At 67.1% G+C, this 23,868-nt stretch carries 21 protein-coding genes; 15 read left to right on the forward strand and 6 right to left on the reverse strand.

Going from position 1 to position 23,868, the window contains the following annotated elements; all coding sequences use genetic code 11:
* The first annotated feature begins 57 nt into the window (after positions 1-57).
* Entirely contained in the window at positions 58-1,551 is a 1,494-nt protein-coding gene (locus HH308_RS01150; RefSeq protein WP_376767143.1) for an MFS transporter, read from the forward strand.
* Positions 1,552-1,558: 7 nt separating this feature from the next.
* Here the strand turns inward: HH308_RS01150 and yaaA are convergent, their stop codons facing one another.
* A complete protein-coding gene (gene yaaA / locus HH308_RS01155; protein WP_170192315.1) occupies positions 1,559-2,299 on the reverse strand; it encodes a peroxide stress protein YaaA in 741 nt (246 codons plus the stop codon).
* A gap of 39 nt (positions 2,300-2,338) precedes the next feature.
* On the opposite strand from yaaA, the gene HH308_RS01160 reads away from it, so the two are divergent.
* On the forward strand, positions 2,339-4,069 hold the full coding sequence (locus tag HH308_RS01160; protein WP_170192565.1) for a proline--tRNA ligase: 1,731 nt from the start codon (positions 2,339-2,341) through the stop codon (positions 4,067-4,069).
* A gap of 367 nt (positions 4,070-4,436) precedes the next feature.
* Here the strand turns inward: HH308_RS01160 and HH308_RS01165 are convergent, their stop codons facing one another.
* Together HH308_RS01165 and HH308_RS01170 are read right to left on the reverse strand one after the other, a co-directional pair.
* A complete protein-coding gene (locus tag HH308_RS01165; RefSeq protein ID WP_211188017.1) occupies positions 4,437-5,978 on the reverse strand; it encodes a class I adenylate-forming enzyme family protein in 1,542 nt (513 codons plus the stop codon).
* Positions 5,979-6,959, reverse strand: coding sequence for a phosphotriesterase family protein (locus tag HH308_RS01170; RefSeq protein WP_170192316.1), 981 nt, complete (start codon positions 6,957-6,959; stop codon positions 5,979-5,981).
* A 202-nt stretch (positions 6,960-7,161) separates the two neighbouring features.
* On the opposite strand from HH308_RS01170, the gene HH308_RS01175 reads away from it, so the two are divergent.
* The gene (locus HH308_RS01175) at positions 7,162-7,932 is read left to right on the forward strand and encodes an alpha/beta hydrolase (protein ID WP_170192317.1); all 771 of its coding nucleotides are present in this window, start codon (positions 7,162-7,164) and stop codon (positions 7,930-7,932) included.
* Between the two features lie 9 nt (positions 7,933-7,941).
* Here the strand turns inward: HH308_RS01175 and HH308_RS01180 are convergent, their stop codons facing one another.
* Complete coding sequence (locus HH308_RS01180) at positions 7,942-8,373, reverse strand: ferritin-like domain-containing protein (RefSeq protein ID WP_170192318.1); 432 nt, start codon at positions 8,371-8,373, stop codon at positions 7,942-7,944.
* On the reverse strand, positions 8,370-8,861 hold the full coding sequence (locus HH308_RS01185; RefSeq protein ID WP_170192319.1) for a hypothetical protein: 492 nt from the start codon (positions 8,859-8,861) through the stop codon (positions 8,370-8,372). Before HH308_RS01185 ends, HH308_RS01180 begins: the two co-directional genes overlap by 4 nt.
* Before the next feature lie 187 nt (positions 8,862-9,048).
* Here HH308_RS01185 and rimP point away from each other — a divergent pair, with 187 nt between their 5' ends.
* The 6 genes from rimP (at position 9,049) to HH308_RS01215 (ending at position 15,655) form a co-directional block, all read left to right on the forward strand.
* The gene (gene rimP / locus HH308_RS01190) at positions 9,049-9,600 is read left to right on the forward strand and encodes a ribosome maturation factor RimP (protein ID WP_312870253.1); all 552 of its coding nucleotides are present in this window, start codon (positions 9,049-9,051) and stop codon (positions 9,598-9,600) included.
* Positions 9,601-9,670: 70 nt separating this feature from the next.
* Complete coding sequence (gene nusA / locus HH308_RS01195; RefSeq protein ID WP_170192320.1) at positions 9,671-10,693, forward strand: transcription termination factor NusA; 1,023 nt, start codon at positions 9,671-9,673, stop codon at positions 10,691-10,693.
* 79 nt (positions 10,694-10,772) lie between these two features.
* Entirely contained in the window at positions 10,773-11,093 is a 321-nt protein-coding gene (locus HH308_RS01200; RefSeq protein WP_170192568.1) for a YlxR family protein, read from the forward strand.
* Between the two features lie 77 nt (positions 11,094-11,170).
* Positions 11,171-14,128, forward strand: a complete 2,958-nt coding sequence (infB, locus tag HH308_RS01205) for a translation initiation factor IF-2 (RefSeq protein ID WP_170192321.1) — start codon at positions 11,171-11,173, stop codon at positions 14,126-14,128.
* A 100-nt stretch (positions 14,129-14,228) separates the two neighbouring features.
* Positions 14,229-14,681 (forward strand): 30S ribosome-binding factor RbfA, encoded by a 453-nt coding sequence (gene rbfA / locus HH308_RS01210; RefSeq protein WP_170192322.1) that lies wholly within the window; start codon positions 14,229-14,231, stop codon positions 14,679-14,681.
* 5 nt (positions 14,682-14,686) lie between these two features.
* Positions 14,687-15,655: a DHH family phosphoesterase gene (locus HH308_RS01215; protein WP_170192323.1), complete on the forward strand. Its 969-nt coding sequence runs from the start codon at positions 14,687-14,689 to the stop codon at positions 15,653-15,655.
* Between the two features lie 19 nt (positions 15,656-15,674).
* On the opposite strand, the gene HH308_RS01220 is transcribed toward HH308_RS01215, so the two are convergent.
* Entirely contained in the window at positions 15,675-16,646 is a 972-nt protein-coding gene (locus HH308_RS01220) for a helix-turn-helix domain-containing protein (RefSeq protein ID WP_170192324.1), read from the reverse strand.
* 494 nt (positions 16,647-17,140) lie between these two features.
* Here HH308_RS01220 and HH308_RS01225 point away from each other — a divergent pair, with 494 nt between their 5' ends.
* From HH308_RS01225 to HH308_RS01250, 6 genes are all read left to right on the forward strand, one after another.
* Positions 17,141-17,992: a glycosyltransferase family 2 protein gene (locus tag HH308_RS01225; protein WP_170192325.1), complete on the forward strand. Its 852-nt coding sequence runs from the start codon at positions 17,141-17,143 to the stop codon at positions 17,990-17,992.
* A 71-nt stretch (positions 17,993-18,063) separates the two neighbouring features.
* Positions 18,064-18,513 carry a hypothetical protein gene (locus tag HH308_RS01230; protein WP_170192326.1) on the forward strand — a complete coding sequence of 150 codons (450 nt, stop codon included), beginning with the start codon at positions 18,064-18,066 and terminating at the stop codon, positions 18,511-18,513.
* Between the two features lie 46 nt (positions 18,514-18,559).
* Positions 18,560-19,522, forward strand: coding sequence for a glycosyltransferase family 2 protein (locus HH308_RS01235; RefSeq protein WP_246284055.1), 963 nt, complete (start codon positions 18,560-18,562; stop codon positions 19,520-19,522).
* Positions 19,519-20,328 (forward strand): polysaccharide deacetylase family protein, encoded by an 810-nt coding sequence (locus HH308_RS01240; RefSeq protein ID WP_170192328.1) that lies wholly within the window; start codon positions 19,519-19,521, stop codon positions 20,326-20,328. The genes HH308_RS01235 and HH308_RS01240 overlap by 4 nt, the downstream gene beginning before the upstream one ends.
* A complete protein-coding gene (locus tag HH308_RS01245; RefSeq protein WP_211188019.1) occupies positions 20,321-21,724 on the forward strand; it encodes a lipopolysaccharide biosynthesis protein in 1,404 nt (467 codons plus the stop codon). The genes HH308_RS01240 and HH308_RS01245 overlap by 8 nt, the downstream gene beginning before the upstream one ends.
* Positions 21,721-23,856 carry a hypothetical protein gene (locus tag HH308_RS01250; protein ID WP_170192329.1) on the forward strand — a complete coding sequence of 712 codons (2,136 nt, stop codon included), beginning with the start codon at positions 21,721-21,723 and terminating at the stop codon, positions 23,854-23,856. The genes HH308_RS01245 and HH308_RS01250 overlap by 4 nt, the downstream gene beginning before the upstream one ends.
* Positions 23,857-23,868: the final 12 nt, after the last annotated feature.

Raw genomic sequence — 23,868 nt, forward strand, 5'->3', positions numbered from 1 at the left:
AATCTGTGCCAACGGTGATTGGCAACTTCTACCCCTTGCGCGGTAACGTCGCAGTTCATGTCTCATTCAACGGCGAGTGCACCCGCATCCGCGGACGGCGCGTTCAGCAAGGTCATCGGCCCGCAGATCCTCGTGATCAGCGGGATGCAGTTGCTGTTGGTGCTCGACGGCACCGTCGCCGCGCTCGCCCTCCCGCGCATCCGTGAACAATTGCACCTGTCCGAGGCGAGCGGAAACTGGATCATCACCGCTTACGTCCTCGCATTCGGTGGGCTGATGTTGCTCGGCGGGCGCCTGGGCGACGCCTTCGGACGCAAGCGCATGTTCATCGCGGGCGTCACCGCGTTCACCTTGACCTCACTGCTGTGCGGTCTCGCGCAGAACGAGTGGATGCTGGTCGTCGGGCGAGCGCTGCAGGGCGTGTCGGCGGCCATCGCGGCACCGACGGCGATGGCGCTGGTCGCGACGACGTTCGCGCCCGGCAAAGACCGCAGCACGGCGTTCGCGATCTACGCGGCGATGACGGGCATAGGCTCAGTCGCGGGGCTGATCGTCGGCGGCGTGCTGACCGAGATCAGCTGGCGGCTGGTGTTCTTGATCAACGTGCCGATCGGTGTGCTGGTGGCCGTCGGCGCGGTGGTGTGCCTGCGGGAGTCGCAGGGCGAACGGCTCGCGCTCGACGTCCCGGGGGCGATTCTCGCCACCCTCGGCTGCACGCTGGTGGTGCTTGGCATCAACGAAGGCCCCAGCGGATGGTCGAGTCCGGTGGTGATCATCTCGCTGATCGGCGGTGTCGCCGCACTCATCGGCTTCGTGTTCGTCGAGCGGACCGCGAAGAATCCGCTGCTGCCGTTCTCGCTGTTCGACAACACCAGCCGCGTCGCCGCGCTCGCCGCGATCCTGTTCGCCAGCGCGATCATGATGTGCATGGCGGTCTTCATCTCGCTGTACCTGCAGGGAATCTTGAAGTACACGCCGCTGCAGAGCGGTCTGGCCGTGGTTCCGTTCGCGTTCGGCCTGGGCATCGCGGCGGCCATCGCGTCGAAGCTGGCGCTGCGGATCCAGCCGCGCTGGCTGGTGCTGCTCGGCGGCGCGATCATCTTCGTGGGGTGCGTGTACGCGGCGTCGATCGCCACCGGCTCACCGTCGTACTTCCCGAGCATCGGCCTGCCGGTGGTCATCATCGGCTTCGGCGTCGGGATGGCGGTGATCCCGCTGACGCTGTCGGTGGTCGCCGGCGTCGGGGCGACCGAGATCGGCCCGCTGACCGCCCTCGCGCAGGTCGCGCAGCAGATCGGCGGAGCTGTGGGGCTGGTCGCCGTCGGGGCGATGGTGACCTCGCGCTCGTTGTCGCTCGGCGGAACCACCGCACCCGTCGAGAAGATGACCGGCACCGAGCTCGCCGCACTGGCCAGCGGTTACGGACTGGCGTTCGCGTCCTGTGCGGGAATCGCGATTCTCGCCGGCGTCGTCGTGCTGTTCATGCGATTTACCCCCGAGGAAGTCGCCGAAGGGCAGGCGGCGCAGGAGGCGGCGAACGCGGGCGGGTAGGTCGCGACTATTCCGTCACCACCGTGATCGACGTCGGGCCGTCGATCTCGACGCGCTGCCCGGCGTCGGACAGCACCGCGGCCAGCGCATTGATGTCCTTGATGTTGCGCCGCGTGTTGACGAGGTCGCGCGCGATGAGCCCTTTGTAGTGCTTGTTGAAGTGGCTCACGACTTTTCGTGATCCATCCGGCGCCTCGGTGACGACTGTCGCGGTGACCGCCCGCCGGACGGGACCGAGTTGCTGGTAGGTGCCCGAGCGCAGGTCGACGATGAAGTCGTCGACGGCGTCGAGCTCGGCGGTCAGCACCGTTTTCCAGATGGCCGCGAGGGTGCCCATCCCGGGGAGTTTGGAGCCACCGGAGAGGCGGTAGGCGGGGATGGGGTCGGTGGCGCGCACGACGCCGAACAGCGCGGAGCCGATGGCGAGCCGGTCGGCGGCCTTCGTCTTGCCCGCGCGGGTGAGGTGCCGGTAGTCGAGCGCGTCGTAGAGGACGCCGGTGTAGCGCGTGATGGCGGGGCGGGTGGGAGACAGCCAGAGGTCGGCGTTGCGGTCCACCTCGGCGAGCTGGGACTGTCCGAGCCCCAACGCCTTTCGGCTCGCGTCGAGGTCGGCGGCCAGCGTGACGACGGCGTCGCCGAGCAGCTTGCGGTTCGCGTTGAGCGCTCGGAACGAGAGCGCGTCGAGGTCCAGCGGTGCGCCCGACCCGCCGTCGGACTTGGTCTCGGAAGGAGGCAGGATTACCAACACCGCGAACACATTACTAAGCTGTTCGGTGTGATTACGCGCATGTCCTCGCTGTTCCTGCGGACCCTCCGTGACGACCCCGCCGACGCCGAAGTACCCAGCCACAAACTGCTGGTGCGCGCAGGCTACGTTCGCCGCGCCGCGCCAGGAGTGTACTCCTGGCTGCCGCTCGGGCTGCGGGTCCTGCGGGCCGTCGAAAATGTCGTGCGCGAAGAGATGAACCGTATTGGCGCACAAGAGATTCTGCTGCCGGCTCTGCTGCCGCGCGATCCCTACGAGACGACCGGACGTTGGACGGAGTACGGCGACGCGCTGTTCCGCTTGCGCGACCGCAAGGGCGTCGACATGCTTCTCGGACCGACGCACGAGGAGCTGTTCGCCGGTCTGGTCAAGAGTGAGTACTCGTCGTACAAGGATCTGCCGGTCATCCTGTACCAGGTCCAGACGAAGTACCGCGACGAGGAGCGTCCGCGCGCGGGCATCCTGCGCGGACGCGAGTTCGTGATGAAGGATTCGTACTCCTTCGACCTGTCCGACGACGGGCTCAAAGAGGCCTACTCCAAGCATCGTGAGGCCTACCAACGCATCTTCGAGCGGCTCGCGGTCAAGTATGTGATCGTCGCGGCGACGTCGGGCGCGATGGGCGGCAGTGCGTCGGAGGAATTCCTCGCCGAAGCCGAGGTGGGCGAGGACACCTACGTGCGCTGCCTCGAATCCGGATACGCGGCCAATGTCGAAGCCGTGATCACAACGGCCCCCGACCCCATTCCGCTGGACGGGTTGCCCGAGGCGGTCGTCCACGACACCGAGAACACTCCCACCATCGACTCGCTCGTCGAATGGGCCAACGGCGCGCTCGACCGTGAGGTCACCGCGGCGGACACGCTCAAGAACATCATGGTGAAGGTCCGTCTGCCCGGCGGCGACTGGGAACTGCTCGGCGTCGGCGTGCCCGGCGACCGCGAGGTGGACTTCAAACGCCTGGAGGCATCGCTCGAGCCTGCCGAGGTGGAGCTGCTCGAAGATGCCGACTTCGCGGCGCACTCCTTCCTCGCGAAGGGGTACATCGGCCCGAAGGCATTGCTGGACAACGGTATCCGCTTCCTCGTCGACCCGCGTGTGGTGTCCGGGACGGCGTGGATCACCGGTGCCGACGAGCATGGCAAGCATTACGTCGATCTGGTCGCCGACCGTGACTTCGTCCCCGACGGCACCATCGAGGCCGCCGAGGTGCGCGACGGTGACCCGTCGCCCGACGGTCAGGGGCCGCTGGTGTCGGCCAAGGGCATCGAGATCGGCCACATCTTCCAACTCGGCCGCAAGTACACCGACGCCTTCGAGGTGGACGTGCTCGGCGAGAGCGGCAAGCCGGTCCGGCTCACGCAGGGGTCCTACGGTATCGGCGTATCGCGACTGGTGGCCGTGCTCGCCGAGCAGTGGCACGACGACAAGGGGCTGCGCTGGCCGCGCGAGGTGTCGCCGTTCGGTGTGCATTTGGTGATCGCGAACAAGGACGAGGCGGCTGTCGCCGGTGCCGGTCAGCTCGCCGAGGATCTCGACGCCGCAGGCATCGAGGTGCTCCTCGACGACCGCAAGGCGTCGCCCGGCGTCAAGTTCAAGGACGCCGAGTTGCTCGGTGTGCCGACGGTCGTCGTGGTCGGGCGCGGCTTCGCCGACGGCACCATCGAGATCCGCGACCGGTTCACCGGCGAAGCGACCGCGGTGCCGGTGGACGCGGCCGTCGAAGCGGTGACAGCCGCGGTCCGCGGCTAGGCCGACTCAGGGTCGGTTGAGCCTGGACTCACTGATTGCTACCGAGCTGTCCCCGCTGGTTGAGCCTGGCCGAGCGCCGTGCTAGCCGAGTCGAAGTAGCGCCAGCCGAGAACCGTGTCGAAACCATGGCGTGGCGAATTGTCAACTGTTTCAACGTGTTCGGTTGCGCTGGCACCGTTGACTCACGTGGTTTCGACACGTTCGTCGCTAACGCTCCTCACGGCTCAACCGGCGGGCTCCGGGGGCTCAGCCGGCGGGCTCCGGGGTTCCAGCCGGCGGGCTCCAGGGCTCAACCGGCGAGCTCTAGGGTTCAACCGGCGGGCTGGGTCTGCCGCGTCGAAACCGCGATACCCGGCGTCGTCGGCGCTCAGCGCAGCGGGTCGCCCCAGACGACCGACTCCCGGATCCGGCCCTTGACGATCTTTCCGCCCGGATTTCGGGGCAACGGTTCGTCGAGCAGGGCGACGTATTGCGGGACCTTGAAGTCGGCGATGCTCTCGCGCACCGACGCCAATACCGCGGCGACGTCGATCTCCTCACCGCCGCCGTAGAGCACGGCTCCGACCTTCTCGCCCATCACGTCGTCGGGGACGGCGAGCACCGCCGCCTCGGCGACGCCGGGTGCCGCCAGCAGCGCCGATTCGACTTCGATGCTCGACACGTTTTCGCCGCCGCGGTTGATGATGTCTTTGATCCGGTCGACGACGTGGATGCGTCCGGCATCGTCGACCCGCACGATGTCACCGGTGTGCAGCCAGCCGTCGATGATCGTGTCGACGGTCGCCTGCGGCCGCTGCCAGTACTCGGTGGTCACGTTGGCCCCGCGCGCGACGAGCTCGCCGAGGCTGGGATCGGCGTCGTCGAGCGGCTCGATGGCCAGATCGACCGATGGCACCGCGTAGCCGACCGAGTCGGCGTGGTCGACGGCGTCTTCATGCGGGAGGACCGTCATCAGCGATGCCGTCTCGGTCATGCCGTAGCCGTTCGACACCCGGGCGTTCGGGAAAGCCTGCTGAATGGCGCTGACCAGGACCGGCGCGATGGGTGCGCCGCCGTAGGCGACCCAGCGGACACCGGAGGTGTCGGTCGTCTCGAAGGCGGGATTGCGCAGCAGCAGGGCGTACACCGCGGGCACGGTGACCATGAACGAGATCCGCTGCTGCGACAGCGATGCCAGCAGTGTCGCCTGATCGAGGACCGGCATGATCACCGACGTCCCGCCGTAATAGGTCGCGACCAGCAGCTGCGAGTTGCAACCGGTGACGTGGAACAGCGGCACACTGATCAATGTGCGCAATTCGGCACCGATGTCGGGCGGAATCGCGAAGCAGCGGGACACGTTGGCGGTGTTGGTCAGGAACGCTTCGTGTGTCGTCGGCACGCCCTTCGGGCTGCCGGTGGTTCCGGAGGTGTAGAAGAACGCGGCGACATCGCCACGAGCGAGATCGTCGACGACGAACGGGTCACCGTCGGGCAGCGGAGTGTCGGCCGCCAGATCGACCGTGGTGCCCGAATCACCGAGGATGAACTCGACTTCCGGTTGCGTCGATCGGGTGTTCACCGCGACGACGATGCCACCGGCCATGAGCACGCCCCAGAAGGCGAACACCCAGTCGACACCGGCCGGGTACCGGACGGCGACACGGTCACCACGTTCGACGCCTGCGGCACGCAGCCCACCGGCCACACGTGCGGACCGGTCCCAGAGCTCGCGATGCGTGAGACGTTCGCCGCCCAGTTCGAGGAGTGCCTCACCGTCGGGGTCGTCGTCGGCGTTGCGCCGGATCAACTCGAGCAGCGACGCGGGCAGGTCCTCGAAGCGAGGCGCCCCGGCGTCGTCGGTGCCGACGCCGTCGCGGCCGAACGGATTGTGATCGCGGCTGATCGGGATGATGGTGCACGATGGCATCTACTTCGCTCCCGAGAAGTACGCCCGCGGATTGTCGACCAGCATCGTGGTGATCTGCTCCTCGGTCACGCCGCGTTCGCGCAGCGCGGGCAACACGTCGTCGAAGATGTGGGTGTACTTCCAGTTCGGCAACGCGACTTTGATCATGTCCTCGGCATAGAAGTCGCTGTAGCACGACGCGTCGTGGGCCAGCACCATCTGCCCGGCATAGCCCGCGGCGGCCATCGTCGCGACGATGTTCACACGGTCCTCGAACGGTGAGAAGACGTCGATGCCGAAGCGGTCCATCCCGAGGATCGCGCCCGTGTCGGCGAGCGCCTTGAGGTAGTCGGCGTCGGTGGAGTCGCCGCTGTGGCCGATCACGACCTTCGACATGTCGACGCCCTCCTCGGCGAAGACCCGGGCGGCGATGAGGCCGGTCTTGTCGGCGGCGTGGGTGTGCACCGTGATCGGGGTGCCGGTCTCGATGTGAGCCTGGCCGACGGCGCGCATGACGCGCTCGACGCCGGAGGTCAGGCCGTATTCGTCGATGGCGCACTTGAGGAGACCGGCTTTGACGCCGGTGTCGGCGATGCCGTTGCGGATGTCGCTGACGAACAATTCGGTCATCGGATCGATGGGGGTGTCGAAGATCTTGCCCGGCCCGGTGAAGTGAAACTGGACGGGTTCTTCGTGGTAGGTGTAAATGCCGGTGGCGACGACGATGTTGATGTCGACTTGCTCGTTGATCCGCTGAATTCGCGGGATGTAGCGGCCCAGACCGATGACGGTGGGGTCGACGATGGTGGTGACTCCGCGGGACTTGGCCTCGGTGAGCTTGGCGACGGCGTCGGCGACGCGGTAATCCTCATCCCAGGGGTCGGGGTAGTTGGGATAGTTCTCGCGGATCTCGGTGCCGATGGTGAACACGTGCTCGTGCATGAGCACGGTACCCAGGTCAGCGACGTCTACCTGCCCTTTGACGGTCTCTACGACTGGCAATGAATCACTCCTCGATCGAGCACCCGCGGGGGGTGGCTTGCTGTGACGTGAGCCATACTAGGCTACTTCCACAGCTGTTGAACTCAGTCTCAGGTTCAAGTCCGCCGATCGGCGATATTGTGATCCTAGTCACGATATGGCAAGGTCGTCGTGGCTGAAATCAGTTTCAGTTTCAGGTGCGGGTGATGGGTAGGAGCACACAATGACGAGGAATTCCACCGCGATGGCACCGCCGGCGATGGTGTGGAGTCTCACCGAGGGCAGTCGGTCGATGTCGGAACTCGCGTGGTTCTACGGTGTGCGCAGCTGGCTGACGCGCCGCTCGGTGGGGGACGGCCGATCGGTTCTCGTGATTCCGGGACTGATGGCCGACGACGCCTCCACCGCGCCGTTGCGCAGCCTGCTGCGTTCGGTCGGCTACCGGGTCTACGGATGGCGGCTCGGCGTCGACATCGGACCGACCGCGCGCATCGTCGACGGCCTCGACGAGCGGCTCGCGTACATCCGGCAGCGCAACGACGGCGCGGTCAGCGTCATCGGACAGAGTCTCGGCGGACTCATGGGGCGCGAACTCGCCCGCCGCAATCCCGGCGCGGTCGACCGTCTCATCACGTTGGGCAGCCCGATGAACCTCACCGACCGCGCGCAGTCGCGGGCCGGTCGGACCTACGACTTCTTCGCCCCGCACCACCTGCCCGAGTACAGCTTCCAGAACTGGATGGCGATGGAACGGCCGGTGATCCCGTCGACGTCGATCTACAGTCGGTTCGACGGCATCGTCGCTACCAGCGCCTGCGTGTATGACAAAGACATCCCGCTGACCGAGAACATCAGGGTGCACAGCAGTCATCTCGGGATGGGAGTGCAGCCCGCGGCCGTGTACGCGACCCTGGACCGGCTCGCCGCGCCGGTCGACGACTGGCAGCCCTTCCGCGCGCCGGCTCATCTGCGGGCGTACTTCCCCGCGACGTGACGCCGGCCGCTACCGCGTGCCCGGCAACGCCGTGGTGACCGGTCTGATGCCCGCTGCCTCGCGCCAGAACGCGGCGCGCAGCGCGCATTCGGTGAGTCCGTCGACGGCGAGCCGCCGGATCTTCTCGGTGTCCGCGTGCTCGGCGAGTGACCGATAGGCCTGCGCGGTGTCCTGCTCGGCGTCGAGCGCGGCCCGCGCGGCCGTCGCGGAGTTGGTGACCGCGAGCGGAATGATGTAGCCGGGGGCGGTGGTGCGGGCCGGTGCTCCCGCGGCGACCAGGGCCTGATTCAGTTCGTCGCGCCGGGCGCGGTGCTCGGCGATGTAGGTGGCGACGGCGTCGCGCTGTGCGCCGGTCGTGAAGGCCGTCAGTACACCGTAGGTGTAGACCGCGGCATGCTCGGCGTCGACGGCCGTACCGAGGGCGTCAGTGGTCTCGCTCATCCGAGTTGCACCTTTCGCAGCGTGGTCGTCGAGGCGCTCACCGACGCGAGCAACCCGGCCCGATAGCCGTCCATCGTGACCCCGACATCGGCGGCCTGGCGGGCCGAGCGCTCCAGCTGCGTGCGCAGCGCATCCAGGGTGGGCGTCGACGCCGGGGTGGCCGACGGCGAGGTCGAGGTCGAGGAAAGCGTTTGTGCCGCTTGCGGATCCAGCCTCGTGATCTCCTCCCGCAGCGCCTTCGAGTGAACGTCGCGCTCGGTGGCGACGACGCCGAGTGCGGCCGCGAAATTCGGGCTCGTCGTCACCAGGAGACGTGCGGTGGTGGCATCGTCGAGCGCGGCCCGGGCAACCGGCTGCAACTGCTGTGCGAGCAGTTGGTCGGCGGTGGGCCCGCTGTCGCACGCGGCGAGCAGCGGGGCGACGGTGAGTCCGCCGACGCTGACGAGGCCCGCGGCCAAGACGGTTCGGCGGTTGGGTGCGGAAGTCACAGTCGACCATGATGCCATTGCTCGACCGGGGCGGCGACGAACGCCGGCCCGGCCCGGCGTGAACTCGATCCGACGTGAATGCCCGCAATCGCTCAGCTAGCGGGTGGGCGGTACGACGAGCGCTCGGCGTCGACTAGACTTGACGGCCGACGCAATCACCGCACAACTGAAGACGAGGAGCCGGCGAGTGAGCACACCACCGATGACGGCGCAGCATCTGCATCGACTCGTCGACCCGATCATCACCACCCGCGGCTACGACGTCGACGATCTCACGATTTCACCGGCCGCGGGCGGCGGAACGGCCGCCACGATCGTCGTCGACCGCGACGGCGGAGTCGAACTCGACGCGCTGGCGACACTGACCCGCGACCTCGTCGAAGCGATCGACGCACAATCGCCCGACGCCGACTACACGCTCGAACTCACGACGCGCGGCGTCGACCGCCCGCTGACACTGCCCCGACACTGGCGGCGCGCGCAGGGCCGCAGAGTCGAGATCGACGTCGTCGGAGCCGATGGCACACCGGAGACGATCGCGGGGCGGATCGGAGCGTCGACCGACGCGACCGTCGAGCTGATCCGCAACCAGCGGGGCCGTTTCACGACGGTGACCGTTGATCTCGACTCGGTAACCAAGGCGATCGTCGGAGTTGATTTCACCGCCCCCAACCGCACCGAACTGGAATTGTGTGGCCTGGACGCCGCTGCAATCGCGCGGTTGACCCGCACCAATTGACGACGAGTCACACCCACGAGCAACGACAAGCAGCGACAAGCAAACAAGTAAATAGGAGTACTGGAACAACATGAATATCGACATCTCTGCACTGCGGATGATCGAGGTCGAGAAGGGCGTCTCGATCGACACCGTCATCACGGCCATCGAATCGGCGCTGCTCACCGCGTATCGGCACACCGACGGATATGCCCAGCACGCGCGGGTCGACGTCGACCGCAAGTCGGGCGTCGTGCGCGTCATGGCGCAGGAGGTCGACGAGACCGGCGAGATCGTCCACGAGTGGGACGACACCCCCGCCGACTTCGGCCGCATCGCCGCGACGACTGCGCGCCAGGTGATTCTGCAGCGCATCCAGGATGCCGAGAACGAGAAGAACTTCGGCGACTTCGCCACCCACGAGGGCGAGATCGTCGGCGGCGTGGTGCAGCGCGACGTCCGCGCCAATGCGCGCAACATGATCATCGTGCAGATCGGCAGCGATGCGCACGGCACCGAAGGCGTCATCCCGCAGGCCGAGCAGGTTCCGGGCGAGGTCTACGAACACGGGGATCGCCTCAAGTGCTACGTCGTGGGGGTGACGCGTGGCCAGCGCGGCCCGCAGATCACCCTCTCGCGCACCCACCCGAACCTGGTCCGCAAGCTGTTCTCGCTGGAAGTTCCCGAGATCGAGAACGGTCAGGTCGAGATCGTCGCCGTCGCCCGGGAGGCCGGGCACCGGTCGAAGATCGCCGTGCACACCGACATCTCCGGACTCAACGCCAAGGGCGCTTGCATCGGCCCGATGGGCCAGCGGGTGCGCAACGTGATGAGCGAGCTGGCGGGGGAGAAGATCGACATCATCGACTTCGACGCCGACCCCGCGGTCTTCGTCGCCAACGCGCTCTCCCCGGCCAAGGTGTTGTCGGTCACGGTCATCGACGCCGAGAACCGCGCGGCACGGGTCGTCGTGCCGGACTACCAGTTGTCGCTCGCGATCGGCAAGGAAGGGCAGAATGCCCGCCTCGCCGCGCGGTTGACCGGCTGGCGGATCGATATCCGCTCCGACGCCGACCCCGAACCGGCTGGTCAGGCCACCGATCGACCGGCCTGAAATGCCCGCGAATCGAACCGATTTGCCAACGGCGGTAGACTGATCAATGGTCGGTGTGGCGACACGTCCGGTGATCCGGATGTGCCTTGGATGTAGACAACGCTCGCAAGCACGTGGAGCGGCCGCGGACCTTGTCCGGATCGTCGCGGTACGCGGCGAATCAGGGCCGGTGATCGTTGTGGATCACACCAAGTCCATGCCGGGACGCGGAGCCTGGCTGCACGCGCGGACCGAATGCGTGTCCACCGTCGTGCGGCGTAAGGCGCTGCCCGCGGCATTGCGTGTCAACGGGATCACCGTTGACCCGGACGGCCTCGTCGCAGCGGTGATGGGGTCGACGCAGAACGAGGTTCGCGCAAGCGAGCCGGAACAGGTAGCAGAAGACATGAGCACACCGTGAAGTTCCCACGATGAGCGCGTTTCTAACGTAAACCGAGGTCGCAGCGGGTCCCGCTCGGCCTCTAAGTGAGGAGAGCAGTGGCAGGCAAGGCCCGCGTGCACGAACTGGCCAAAGAGCTGGGCGTGACGAGCAAAGTGGTGCTCGAACGTCTCAAAGAGCAGGGCGAGTTCGTAAAATCCGCATCGTCGACGGTGGAGGCCCCCGTGGCCCGTCGACTCCGGGAGTCGTTCCCGAGCTCCGATGGAGCATCCGACGCAGCCGGCAAGGCGGCGTCCAAGAAGTCAACCCCCGCATCGGCAGCGCCGACGCCGGGATCGTCGGCCGCGCCGACGTCGTCGGCACCGAAGCCCGGTGCCCGCAAGCCCGCGGCCGGCCCGAAGCCCGGTGCTCCGAAGCCCGCTGCTGCGGCCAAGCCCGCACCGGCTGCCGCTGCGGCAGCTCCCGCACCGGCGGCGTCCACGCCGGCGCAGGCTCCGTCGCGCACCCCCGGCCCGCGTCCGGGACCCGCGCCGAAGGCTGCCCCGCAGCCCGCACCCGCCGCGCAGACGAGGCCTGCTCCGCAGGCCAAGCCGGCGGCGCAGGCCAAGCCCGTCACCCCGGCTCCCGGCCCGAGTGCTCGCCCCGGCCCCAAGCCGGGCCCGCGTGCTCCGCGCGTCGGAAACAACCCCTATTCGTCGGCTCCCGCGCCGGCACCCCGGCCACCGGCCGCGCGTCCGGGTCCCGGCCAGGGCGGCCCGCGTCCGGGTCCCGGGCAGGGCGGCCCTCGCCCCGGCGGCGGTCGTCCCGGTGGAGCCAATCGGCCGGCGGCCGGCGGCCGTCCCGGCCCCGGTGGGCCCCGTCCCGCTCCCGGCCAGGGTGGTCCCCGGCCGAGTCCGGGCAGCATGCCCCCGCGTCCCAGCCCCGGCGCGATGCCGAGCCGTTCGGCTCGTCCCGACGCCGGTCGTCCCGGCCGCGGCGGACCCGGTGGCGGCGGTAACCGTGGCGGCACCGGTGGTGGCGGCTACCGCGGTGGTGCGGGCGCTGGTACCGGCGGTAACGCGGGTGGACCGCCCGCCGGTGGCTTCCGTGGTCGCCCGGGTGGTGGCGGCGGAGGCGGCGGCGGCCGTGGTCGCGGCGGCGCCGCGGGTGCATTCGGTCGTCCCGGCGGCGCGCCCCGCAAGGGCCGCAAGTCGAAGCGGGCGAAACGCGCCGAGTACGAGAACATGCAGGCCCCGACCGTCGGCGGCGTCCGTTTGCCGCACGGCGGCGGCGAGACCATCCGTCTCGCACGTGGCGCCTCGCTGTCGGATTTCGCCGACAAGATCGGCGCCAACCCGGCGTCGCTGGTCCAGGCTCTGTTCAACCTCGGCGAGATGGTCACCGCCACCGAGTCGGTGAACGACGAGACGTTGGAGCTGCTCGGCTCGGAGATGAACTACTCCGTGCAGGTCGTCAGCCCCGAAGACGAGGACCGTGAGCTCCTGGAGAGCTTCGACCTGTCCTACGGCGAAGACGAAGGCGGCGAGGACGACCTCGAACAGCGTCCGCCGGTGGTCACCGTCATGGGCCACGTCGATCACGGTAAGACCCGACTGCTCGACACGATCCGTAAGGCCAATGTCCGTGAGGGCGAGGCCGGCGGCATCACCCAGCACATCGGCGCCTACCAGGTGAACACGCACCTCAACGGTGAAGATCGCCTGATCACCTTCATCGACACCCCGGGTCACGAGGCGTTCACCGCCATGCGTGCCCGCGGCGCGAAGTCGACGGACATCGCGATCCTCGTGGTCGCCGCCGACGACGGCGTCATGCCGCAGACGGTCGAGGCGCTCAACCACGCCCAGGCGGCCGACGTGCCGATCGTGGTCGCGGTCAACAAGATCGACAAGGAAGGCGCGGATCCCACCAAGATCCGCGGCCAGCTCACCGAGTACGGCCTCATCCCCGAGGAATACGGCGGCGACACCATGTTCGTCGACATCTCGGCACGTCAGGGCACGAATATCGACGCCCTGCTGGAAGCCGTGCTGCTGACCGCGGATGCCTCGCTGGACCTGCGGGCCAACCCCGACATGGACGCTCAGGGTGTCGCCATCGAAGCGCACCTCGACCGCGGCCGTGGCCCGGTGGCCACCGTGCTGGTTCAGCGCGGAACGCTCAAAGTCGGCGACTCGGTCGTCGCGGGCGACGCCTACGGTCGTGTGCGACGCATGGTCGACGAACACGGCGACGACGTCGAGGCGGCCACGCCGTCGCGACCGGTCCAGGTCATCGGCTTCACGTCGGTGCCGGGTGCGGGTGACAACCTGCTCGTCGTCGAAGAAGACCGCATCGCCCGCCAGATCGCGGACCGCCGCAACGCGCGCAAGCGCAATGCACTGGCCGCGCGCAGCCGCAAGCGCATCAGCCTGGAAGATCTGGATACAGCACTGAAGGAGACTTCGCAGCTGAACCTGATCCTCAAGGGCGACAACTCCGGTACCGTCGAGGCTCTCGAAGAGGCGCTGCTGGGCATCGAGATCGACGACGAGGTGCAGTTGCGCGTCATCGACCGCGGCGTCGGCGGGGTCACCGAGACCAACGTCAACCTCGCCGCGGCGTCGGACGCGATCATCATCGGCTTCAACGTTCGCGCGGAGGGCAAAGCCACCGAGCTGGCCAACCGCGAGGGCGTCGACATCCGGTACTACTCGATCATCTACCAGGCGATCGACGAGATCGAGAGCGCGCTCAAGGGCATGCTCAAGCCGGTGTACGAAGAGGTCGAACTGGGCCGCGCCGAGATCCGCGCGATCTTCCGCTCGTCCAAGGTCGGCAACATCGCGGGCTGCATGATCAGCTCGGGTGTCGTGCGGCGCAACGCGAAGGCACGTCTACTGCGCGACAACGTCGTCGTCGCGGAGAACCTCACCATCTCGTCGCTGCGGCGCGAGAAGGATGACGTGACCGAGGTCCGCGAAGGCTTCGAATGCGGTCTGACGCTGACGTATAGCGATATCAAGGTCGGCGACTTCATCGAGTCGTATGAGCTGCAGGAGAAGGCTCGCGACTGAGCCTGATTCCATCCACTCCTTCTGCCGCGCGGCGCGAGTTCGCTCCCGTCGCGCGGCAGGGGGAGTAGTTTTTCGATAGACCTAGAGAAGGATTTTCGACGTGGCAGATCCGGCGCGCGCACAGCGACTCGCCAAGCGCATCTCATCCATCGTGGCATCGGCGATCGGCTCGGAGATCAAAGACCCGCGGTTGGCGCACGTCACCGTCACCGATTGCCGGGTATCCGGCGACCTGCACGACGCCACCATCTTCTACACCGTGATGGGCGAGTCGATCGACGACGAACCCGACTACGACGGTGCCGCAGCGGCCCTCGCGAAGGCCACCGGTGTGCTGCGATCCAAGGTCGGCGCGGGTACCGGCGTGCGGTTCACCCCGACGCTGACGTTCGTCCTCGACACTGTTCCCGACGCCGCGCGGCACGTGGAGGAACTCCTCGCCCGCGCACACGCCAACGACGAGCTCGTCGCGCGGCAGGCGCAGGACGCGACCCCGGCGGGCGACGCCGATCCCTACAAGACCAGCGACGACGCCGACGACGGGGTGCAGTGACCGGAATGCTCGCCCCCGACACGGCGCATGTCATCGCCGACGCCCTGCGTGATGCGGGCGCCGTCACCATCCTGTGCCACGTGCGGCCCGACGCCGACACCATCGGCAGCGGCCTTGCGCTCGGTATCGCGCTCACGCGGCTCGGCGTCGACGTCGAGGTGTCTTTTCCCGGCGAGACTCCGTTGCCGGGTGCGCTGCGCGGGCTGCCCGGCGTGGAGTTGCTGGTGGCGCAACCCGACGTCGTCGGGCACGACACCGTGGTCGCCGTCGATGCCGCGAGTATCGGCCGATTGACCTGTCTCGCCTCATATTTCAATGACGCGACGCGCAGCATCGTCATCGACCACCATGTGTCGAACACCGGATTCGGGACTATCGACTACGTCGACCCCGGCGCCGACTGCACCACCGCGCTGGTGCTCAACGTCGTCGACCGGCTCGGCGTCGACCTCGACGCCGACATCGCCACCTGCCTCTACGCCGGTCTGATCACCGATACCGGTTCGTTCAAGTGGGCGCGGCCGGCGTCGTTGACGATCGCCGCCCGGCTTCTCGAGGCGGGCGTCGACGGCGCACGGTGGAGTCGGACGCTGCTCGACAGCCACCCGTTCGCGTGGCTGAAGATGGTGGAGAAGGTGCTGGCCACCGCGACGCTGCGGTCCGAGCAGTTCGGCGGACGCGGCCTGGTGTACGCCGTCATCGACGCCGACGCGTCCGACGGCCTCGGCTGGGCCGAATTGGAGAGCGTCATCGACGTCGTGCGGACGGTTGTCGAAGCCGAAGTGGCGGTGGTCTTCAAAGAGGGCACGCCGGGTGAGTGGACTGTGTCGCTGCGCTCGAAGTCTTCGGTGGATCTGGTTCCGGTCGCGCGGGCGCTGGGCGGCGGCGGTCATCATCGAGCCTGCGGGTACAGCGCGCGCGGTGACCGTGACGAGGTCGTCGCTGACTTGCTGAACACCATCGGCAGCGTCTGACCCCGAGCGCGCCTGCGTATCAGGTGGAGAATCGATCAGTCTTCGTCCATGCGAAGCGCTTGCGCCGGTCCCATGCGCCGACCAGTCTTCGGATTCCGAAGTCGAGGTCGGCGACGGTCGGCGAGTCGGCTCGCATCCGGGTCATCGACGACCACACCTGAAGCAGATTGAGCCACAGCGCATGAGTCGGCGTCGAATATGTACGCACGCGAGGATCGTCTTGTGGCAGCGACCCCGCCGGGCCCCGCGTGGTGCGTCGCTGATCGTCGAATATGAGGTGGAGTTCGCGGTCGGGATGGACATCGATGATCGCTGCGACGAATTCCGGAAAGCTCGGACTCGTGCGGTCGACGGCCGCGTTGGGTCCGGAGGCATCGGTCAGCGCGCTCAGCAGGGGAGAGAGTGCGTTTCGCGGTGAGGAGAGCGGGTGAAACCGCGAGGTGTCGTCGACGTGGAGAGCGACTGCGGCGTCCGGCGGGCCGACGTAGAGGCCGACTATCTCGACGTCGAACGCTTCCAGTTGGGGGTTGGTCGCGAATCGAAACGCCCCGGTGCGCCATGGGATGATTCCGTACTCTCGCCACACCTTCGCAACTGTCGTGTCGGAGACCTCCGACTGCGCGGCCAACATTCGCGTCGACCATTGTCTGATGCCGAATTCGGCTGACGGTGCTTGCAGAGTTGCCGCGACGATACCGGAGTGATCGATCTCGCGGGGCCGGCCGTGGCGATGCTCGTCGGTCAGTCCGTCGAGTCCGCGTTCTGAATATCGTCGGCGCCAACCGATCACGGTGGGGCGCGACACACCCAACGTTTGCGCTATCTCGGTGTTCGGCATCCCCTGCGAGGCCAGCAGCACGATCTGAGCCCGCAGAACCAGGGCCGACGGCACCGCGGACGACTGCAGCCACGCCGACAATTCTGCTCGGTCGCCCTGGCGCAGTACCAGAATCGGAGCAGAACGATCCGCTGCGCCCGCATTTACAACCACATCTCATTGTAATACTATTTAGTGCGCAGCATATTACCTCAATTATGCGAGCTATAAGAGTTGTAATAACTATTACTAACGAGCGAGTTGGTGTTTGCAGCTAATTGAAAGGCGTAACTATCTGAGCGCCCCGAATCGGTTTTTCCCATATCGGCGACCGGCGCCTTTGCTGCAAATTCATCCAAACGAATGGATCGCCATATCGTCGCGTTTGTCGTAAGATCTAACGTCGAGGCCGAGGTACTAAGGACGGTAATAGGCTCCGGTCGGCCGGCCTCGCGAAACACGACCTGCTGGGTGCAAGGTTTCTAACGACACGCACGTGGCGTCGACCGGGTGTTGTGCAAGGCGGTTCAGGTCGCCCTATTCGCGCTGACGCCTGCCCCGAGATCAACTATTCACGCGGCTTCGCCGCTGACGGCGGATCGTAATTCACCGGCGCCCTGGAATGTCTTGTGACGCGATTTGCCGCACATCGATGTTTGGAGTCCACCATGACCGGTGTACGACCGCGAGTCGGAACCGTCGACGGAATTCCGGCTACGCGACCGTCGGACGAAACAATACCAACTGGAGCCGTGGTCAATCCGTCGCCTACTGTCAGCCTGATCATTCCCGTCCGAAACGAGGCGCGGAACATCGCGTGGGTGCTCGAGCAGATTGCCGAGGAGGTCGACGAGATCATCCTGGTAGACGGCAACTCTACCGACGCGACCCTGATCACCGCGAGTCGATACCGTCCCGACATCAGGGTCGTGGCCCAAGACGGCGTAGGAAAGGGGTCCGCTCTGCGGACCGGCTTTCTCGCCGCGACCGGAGACCTCGTCGTGATGATGGACGCCGACGGAAGCATGGCGCCCCAGGAGATACGACATTATCTGCATTTCCTCACCAACGGCTATGACTTCGTCAAGGGTTCGCGGTTCGTAGTCGGTGGAGGATCGTTGGACATCACGCCGTTCCGTCGTCTCGGAAATCGGTTTCTGCTCGGTGTGTTCAACAGCATCTATGACACGGAACTAACTGATCTCTGTTACGGCTTCTGTGCATTCCACCGCCGTTATCTCGACACCCTCGCGCTCTCCGCCTCGGGCTTCGAAATCGAAGCGGAAATGGTAGTCAACGCCATGCGTGGCGGCTTGCGCGTCGCCGAGGTGCCCAGCCTCGAGATGCCGCGCCGCTCGGGAAAATCGAATCTTCACGCAATTCGCGACGGCATTCGCGTGCTGCGCACCGTGCTGCACGGTCACGACACCGGGATCACCGGTCGCGTCGTGAGGACGTTGTCGCGCAGGGGTGCCCGGCGAGCGGTGCGCAACGCCGCGCGATCCGCGGAATCGACGTGATACCGGGCATTCGTCGAGGGGCGAGCGCCGATCGAACACATTACAAATAGATCATCGATGAGGAGCAGGTGATGGCGCTTCAGATCGTTATGCGCACTATCCGCGACAGTTCGGCGGCATTGGCGCAACTGATGCGACCGCCGAGATCCTCGCCGCCGATCGAAGGCCGCCTCATCGCGGCGACCGTGACGGCCCTCCTGGGCGTGGCGACCGGAGTGTTCATCGCGTCTGCCCCGGAACTCGCCGGGCGGCTGTGGCTCGCGTTCTTCGCCGTCGCGGCCCCCGCGATCGCCATCACCCGCATGTTGCCGAGCTTCGACCTTGCGGTGGCGCTGATCATCGGCGTCGCCGGCGGCGCGACAGTCAACGCGATCGTGGTCGAGGCGATGCTCGCCGCCAATGCCTGGTCGATCACCGGCGGAGTCATCGCGGTCGCCGTCGTCGCGGCGCTGGTGTGGCTGATACCCGTCGGGGCAGCCGCCGCGTCGCCGGGCGAAATGCCCGACCACCGGTCGCGATGACCTATCTCCAGCTGACTCGCCAGACAGACAGGTGTCTCCGATGAGAATGGCACAACCCCCACTCACCCTGACCATATCCGTGGTGATCTGCGTCTACACCCTCGACCGGTGGGACGACATCGTCGATGCCGTCGACTCCGTGCGCGCCCAGACGATGGCGGCGCGTGAGATCATCGTCGTCGTCGACTACAACGCCGACCTCTACCACCGGCTGCGGACAGCCATGACCGACGTGACCGTCGTCGAGAATCACCACCACCGCGGCCTGTCCGGCGGTAAGGACACCGGCGTCGAAGTAGCGTCTGGGGAGATCGTGGCGTTCCTCGATGATGACGCGGTGGCCCACCGTGACTGGCTTCGACATTTTCACGACGCATACACCGACGAGCACATCGCCGGCGTCGGCGGCACGACGCTACCGCGGTGGGCCAGTGCGCGTCCGCGGTGGTTCCCGGAGGAATTCGACTGGGTCCTCGGTTGCACCTACACCGGCCGTGAGCCCGGCCCCGTCCGAAATCTTCTGGGCGGCAACGCCTCGTTCCGGCGGGAAGTCTTCACGGTCGCGGGCGGATTCCCCAGTCATATCGGTCGGACGTCGGAACAGAGTCGTCCCCTGGGGTGTGAAGAGACGGAGTTCTGCATCCGGGTGAGTCAGCACCGGCCCGACTGGACGTTCGTTTTCGAACCCGAGGCGGTGATCTGGCATCGGGTGCCCGCCGGCCGGGAGACCTTCTCGTACTTCCGCTCGCGGTGCTTCGCAGAGGGGTTGTCGAAGGCGTCGGTCACGCGCAGCGTCGGGGTCGGCGACGCGCTGTCGGCGGAACGGACCTACACCTCTCGCGTGCTGACTCGGGGTGTCGCACGGGGTGTCGGTGACTCGTTGCGCGGCGACCGGGCGGGAATAGAGCGCGCGGGGGCCATCTCCGTCGGGCTTCTCGCGGCGGCCGCCGGATACGCCCGCGGTGGGGCACCCGTGCGCCGCCGCAGCACATCCCCGGCGCAGACATGACCGGGCACGAGCCAGGTGGGCAGGTTCCCGTGCTGATGTACCACGCCGTCGCCGACGAACCGTCCGCAGCGACGCGCAGATTGTCGGTCACGCCGCGTGCGCTGGATGAACAGGTGACTTTCCTGGCAGAGAGCGGTTACACGGGCATGACCTTCTCCGAGCTGGCCCGCGCCTTCGCGACCGGCGCCCCGCTCCCACCGCGGCCAGTGGTCTTCACCTTCGACGACGGCTATGCCGACTTCGCCGAGTCCGCATGGCCGATATTGCGCCGCAACGACTTTCCCGCCACAGTCTTCGTCACGACCGGGTGGGTCGCCGACGCCGGGCCCGACGCGAGCGGCAAACCGCTCGGTCCGATGCTGACCTGGGCGCAGGTACGGTCCCTCGCGGCGGCCGGGGTCGAGATCGGCGCGCACAGCCACAGCCACCCCGAACTGGACCAGTGCCCCGCGGTGGACCTCGCCGATGAGTTGCACGTCGGGCGGACGCTGCTCGAAGACTGCATCGGTGCGCCGGTCCGGGCGTTCGCCTATCCGTTCGGGTACTCCAGTCCCCGGGTCAGGCTGGCCGTTCGGGCCGCGGGATATCGCTGCGCCGCAGCGGTGGCCAATGTCTGGGCAAACCCAGCCGGTGACCTCTTCCGAGTGCCGCGGCTGACGATCCGTCGGCATACCGACGCCGCGGAGTTCGCCACGATCATGACCGGCTCCGAACGGATCTTCTGGACCGATCGAATGTTGACCACCGGGTGGGCCGCGGTTCGGGCGGCCCGACGTGCCCGCAAGCGGGTGGGGCGCAATGGCTGAGCACGCGGCGGTGACCGGTGTGGGCGAGATCGAGGGGGCGCAGCTCCCCGCGACCGACGACCGGGTCCGCCGCTCGCCGAGCCGACACAGCGCGTCGACCGGGTTTCTGCGAAACTCCTACGCGCTGGTCTTGAGCACCGGCATCTCCGGCGCGTTGGGGCTGGTCTACTGGGTTCTCGCAGCTCGGTACTACAGCGACTCCGACGTCGGGCGCGGCTCGGCGGCGCTGTCGGCGTTGATGCTGCTGACCGGCGTGGTGTCAGCCAACTTCGCGGGCACCCTGAACCGGTTCATCCCCAAGACCGGTCACCGAACCGTCATCGTCGTCGCATTCGTCTATCTCGTCACGTCTGCGGCGGTCGCCGTCCTCGCCGTCGTACTGCTCTTCGTCCTGCACGTCTGGGGCGGCCCGGCCTACGACATTCTGCGTGAACCCGCCAACCGGCTCTGGTTCGTTGCGGCGGCGGCGGCCGCCAGTGTCATCACGATCCAGGACAGCGTGCTGACCGGACTGCGTCAAGCGGTGTGGGTGCCGGTGTGGAATGTGACGTTCGCCATCGCCAAGATCGTCCTATTGGTGGTTCTCGCCCACGCCATGCCGCGCACGGGCGTGTTCTACTCCTGGATCATCCCGATGATCATCGTGATGATCCCGGTGAACATGTTGATCTTCGGCAAGCTCCTACCGCGGCACGTGCGGACGTCGGTGCACGATACGGACCTGACGTCGGTGCAGATCGCCCGGTTCTTCGCCGGAGACTACCTCGGCGCGTTGTTCCTCTACGGCGCGATGTTTCTCGTCCCGATCCTGGTGGCCGTCCACGTGGCGCCGCACACCTATGCGTACTTCTTCATCGCCTGGTCGGTCGCCACAATGATGAACCTCGTCGCGGTCAATATCGCCACGCCGATGGCCGTGGAGGGGGTCCGCCACCCGGAGAACCTGGCGCGGTTCTGCCGGTCGGCGCTCAACCGGGCAGTCGGTCTGCTGCTGGTCGGCGCCGTGGTGGTGTGTCTGGCGGCGCCCTACGCCATGGGACTGCTCGGTGCCGGTTACCTCGACGCCGTGGTGCTGCTCCAGCTGCTGGCCTTCGCAAGCTTGCCCAGTGCGGTGGTCGACGTCTATCTGGGTACCCTGCGCGCCCGCACCAGATCGCGCCGGATCATCGCAGTCCAGTCGCTGCGTGCGTGCATGGTGCTCGGCCTGGTAATTGCGTTTCAGCAGTGTCCGCAGTTGTTCGCGGGCTTCGGGAACCCGGCGCTGACCGCCGTCGGGGTCGCCGTGCTCTTGGGGCAGTGCGTGGCGATGTCGGCGGTGCTCGTCGATCTCGGACGCTTGCTCGGGTGGCGGTGGCGCGTCGACGCACCCGCCGAGGCCAGTGAGGCGAGCAGATGACCGTCGTCAGCGCGACCCCGGGACAGCCGGTCCACGCGGCGGAATCGACCCTGGCTGCGGACGACGCCACGACCGGGTCGCGGAGCCCGCGACCCGTACACGTTGCGTGGGTCGGTGTCACCGCGCGGTGTCTGCTGACTGCGGCATCGGTCGCTCTCTACATCGTGCCGCTCGATCGAATCGATCTGAACGCGATGACCGGGCTGGGCCTCATCTCGGTGCTGCCGGCTTCCATGCTGCTCGGGCCGGCAGCGCTGATCGTCGCGTTCGTGGCGACCCTGTCGCTGTCGGGACGTCGGGTGTGGTTGCTGTGTGTCCAACTCATCCTGCTGACGCTGATGCTGCACGGGATCACCGCCCTGATCGAGTCTGAGCCACGATTCGCGATCAGTTGGGTCCACGCCGGCTTCGTCGAGTACATCGACCGCACGGGCACGACGGCCCCCGGACTCGACGCGCGATGGTCGTGGCCCGGCTTCTTCGGTCTGGCGGCGTTCTGGGTGGGCACCGGGGACATCACGGCCCTGCATCCGTTGCTCACCGGTGCTCCGGTGGTGTTCAACCTGACCTACCTCGGTGCGCTCGGACTCCTGCTCACCGGGCTGCGGATGTCGGGGCAGGCGAAATGGCTTGCGGCACTGTTCTTCTGCCTGCTCAACTGGGTGGGGCAGGACTACTTCTCGCCGCAGGGCTGGGGAGTGCTCCTCTACCTGCTCTTCCTGGCACTGCTCGTGATGTGCTTCCGCACACCCGACGGACTGCCGAGCATTCGGCGGCCGCTGCGCGTCGGACAACGCGTCTGGCACCGGATGTGGCGAGATACGACGCCCGGGGAATTGCCGCAGCGGGCGAGCTCCCCGTCCGAACGTGTCGTTGTGTACGTGGTGCTCGTCGGACTGTTCGTCACGGCCACGGTCTGCCATCAGTTGACTCCGTGCGCGATGTTGCTGAGCGCCGGTGCTCTGGTGCTCGCGCGGCGATGCGTGCTGACCGGGCTGCCCGTACTGCTGGGAGTGATCCTGGTGGCGTGGATCAGCTACATGACCCAGGCGTACTGGGGCGGCCATTTCAACGCGGTGCTCAGCGGCGTCGGCAACGTCGGTGGAACGGTGTCGGCGAACATCTCCAGTCGTGCGAGTCTCGGCGACTCCGGCCATCAGTGGGTGGTGCGCGTTCGAATGATGTCGACCGTGCTGGTGTTTCTGATCGCCGGCTTGGGTGCGCTGCGCCGACGTCGCGCCGGGCTGCAGGATCGGGTGCTGCTGGCACTGGTCGCCGCCCCGGTCGGTCTTGCGTTGATGCAGAGCTACGGCGGTGAGATGGCACTGCGCGTCTATCTCTTCGCGCTGGCGCCCGCCTGTGTCCTCGCCGCGCTGGCCTACTTTCCGCGGCCGACCGCTGCGCCGTCACTGCTCGCTCGCTGTGCCGCGGGCGCAAGTGCGCTGGTGATGCTGTTCGCGTTCTTCGTGACGCGCTACGGAAACGAGGCGTTCGAGCGAATCGACACCGGTGCCGTGACCGCGGTGGCGAATGTCTACGAGCACACGTCGGGCAATGTCCGATTCATCTACGTCACCGCGATACCCGAACTCGACTCCACGCCGTTCATACCGCTCGGGTACCGCGACGTCGAGCGAGTGACGTGGAAGAACACGATGGCGCCGCTGGACCCGACCGACGTCACCGCGGTCGTGTCTGCGCTGCGCGAGCAGGGGCCCGGGGGATACCTGATCAGTACCCGGAGCCAGGAGGCCTACATCATGTTCGGCCAGGGCTATCTGCGCGGATGGGGCGATCGATTCCGCCAGGCGCTTGCCGCGACACCGGGAATCCGCGTTGTCGCCGAGAACCCGGACGCCGCCGTCTATACCCTCACCTGGCCACCCGGTGCCGTCGCCGCCCGATCCGCTCCGCTGGCGACCGGGGTCAAGGTGTGGCGAACTCCGTGGACGCCGGTCGGGGTCGTGTTCCTCATCCTGCTGCTGGCTGTCCTCGGCTTCCGCGAAGCGCGGGGGATTCAGTTGGGATCCGGGAATCGCAGGCGGCTGCGCCCACTCACGTTGGCCGCGGTTCCACTGCTGATCGGATTCGCACTCGTCGTAATCGAGCGCTTCGTACTGCTGACGTCTTGACGACCCTGAGAG

The sequence above is a fragment of the Gordonia asplenii genome (genome assembly GCF_012933505.1).
Taxonomy (GTDB): Bacteria; Actinomycetota; Actinomycetes; order Mycobacteriales; family Mycobacteriaceae; genus Gordonia; species Gordonia asplenii.

Excerpts from the sequence above, each read along its gene's own strand:
- HH308_RS01200 (WP_170192568.1), top strand. The coding sequence starts at position 10,773 with ATGTGCCTTGGATGTAGACAACGCTCGCAAGCACGTGGAGCGGCCGCG.
- HH308_RS01225 (WP_170192325.1), top strand. The coding sequence starts at position 17,141 with ATGACCGGTGTACGACCGCGAGTCGGAACCGTCGACGGAATTCCGGCT.
- HH308_RS01230 (WP_170192326.1), top strand. The coding sequence starts at position 18,064 with ATGGCGCTTCAGATCGTTATGCGCACTATCCGCGACAGTTCGGCGGCA.
- HH308_RS01240 (WP_170192328.1), top strand. The coding sequence starts at position 19,519 with ATGACCGGGCACGAGCCAGGTGGGCAGGTTCCCGTGCTGATGTACCAC.
- HH308_RS01250 (WP_170192329.1), top strand. The coding sequence starts at position 21,721 with ATGACCGTCGTCAGCGCGACCCCGGGACAGCCGGTCCACGCGGCGGAA.
- HH308_RS01215 (WP_170192323.1), top strand. The coding sequence starts at position 14,687 with ATGCTCGCCCCCGACACGGCGCATGTCATCGCCGACGCCCTGCGTGAT.
- HH308_RS01245 (WP_211188019.1), top strand. The coding sequence starts at position 20,321 with ATGGCTGAGCACGCGGCGGTGACCGGTGTGGGCGAGATCGAGGGGGCG.
- HH308_RS01235 (WP_246284055.1), top strand. The coding sequence starts at position 18,560 with ATGGCACAACCCCCACTCACCCTGACCATATCCGTGGTGATCTGCGTC.
- HH308_RS01150 (WP_376767143.1), top strand. The coding sequence starts at position 58 with ATGTCTCATTCAACGGCGAGTGCACCCGCATCCGCGGACGGCGCGTTC.
- HH308_RS01180 (WP_170192318.1), bottom strand. The coding sequence starts at position 8,373 with ATGAGCGAGACCACTGACGCCCTCGGTACGGCCGTCGACGCCGAGCAT.
- nusA (WP_170192320.1), top strand. The coding sequence starts at position 9,671 with ATGAATATCGACATCTCTGCACTGCGGATGATCGAGGTCGAGAAGGGC.
- HH308_RS01160 (WP_170192565.1), top strand. The coding sequence starts at position 2,339 with ATGTCCTCGCTGTTCCTGCGGACCCTCCGTGACGACCCCGCCGACGCC.
- HH308_RS01165 (WP_211188017.1), bottom strand. The coding sequence starts at position 5,978 with ATGCCATCGTGCACCATCATCCCGATCAGCCGCGATCACAATCCGTTC.
- HH308_RS01175 (WP_170192317.1), top strand. The coding sequence starts at position 7,162 with ATGACGAGGAATTCCACCGCGATGGCACCGCCGGCGATGGTGTGGAGT.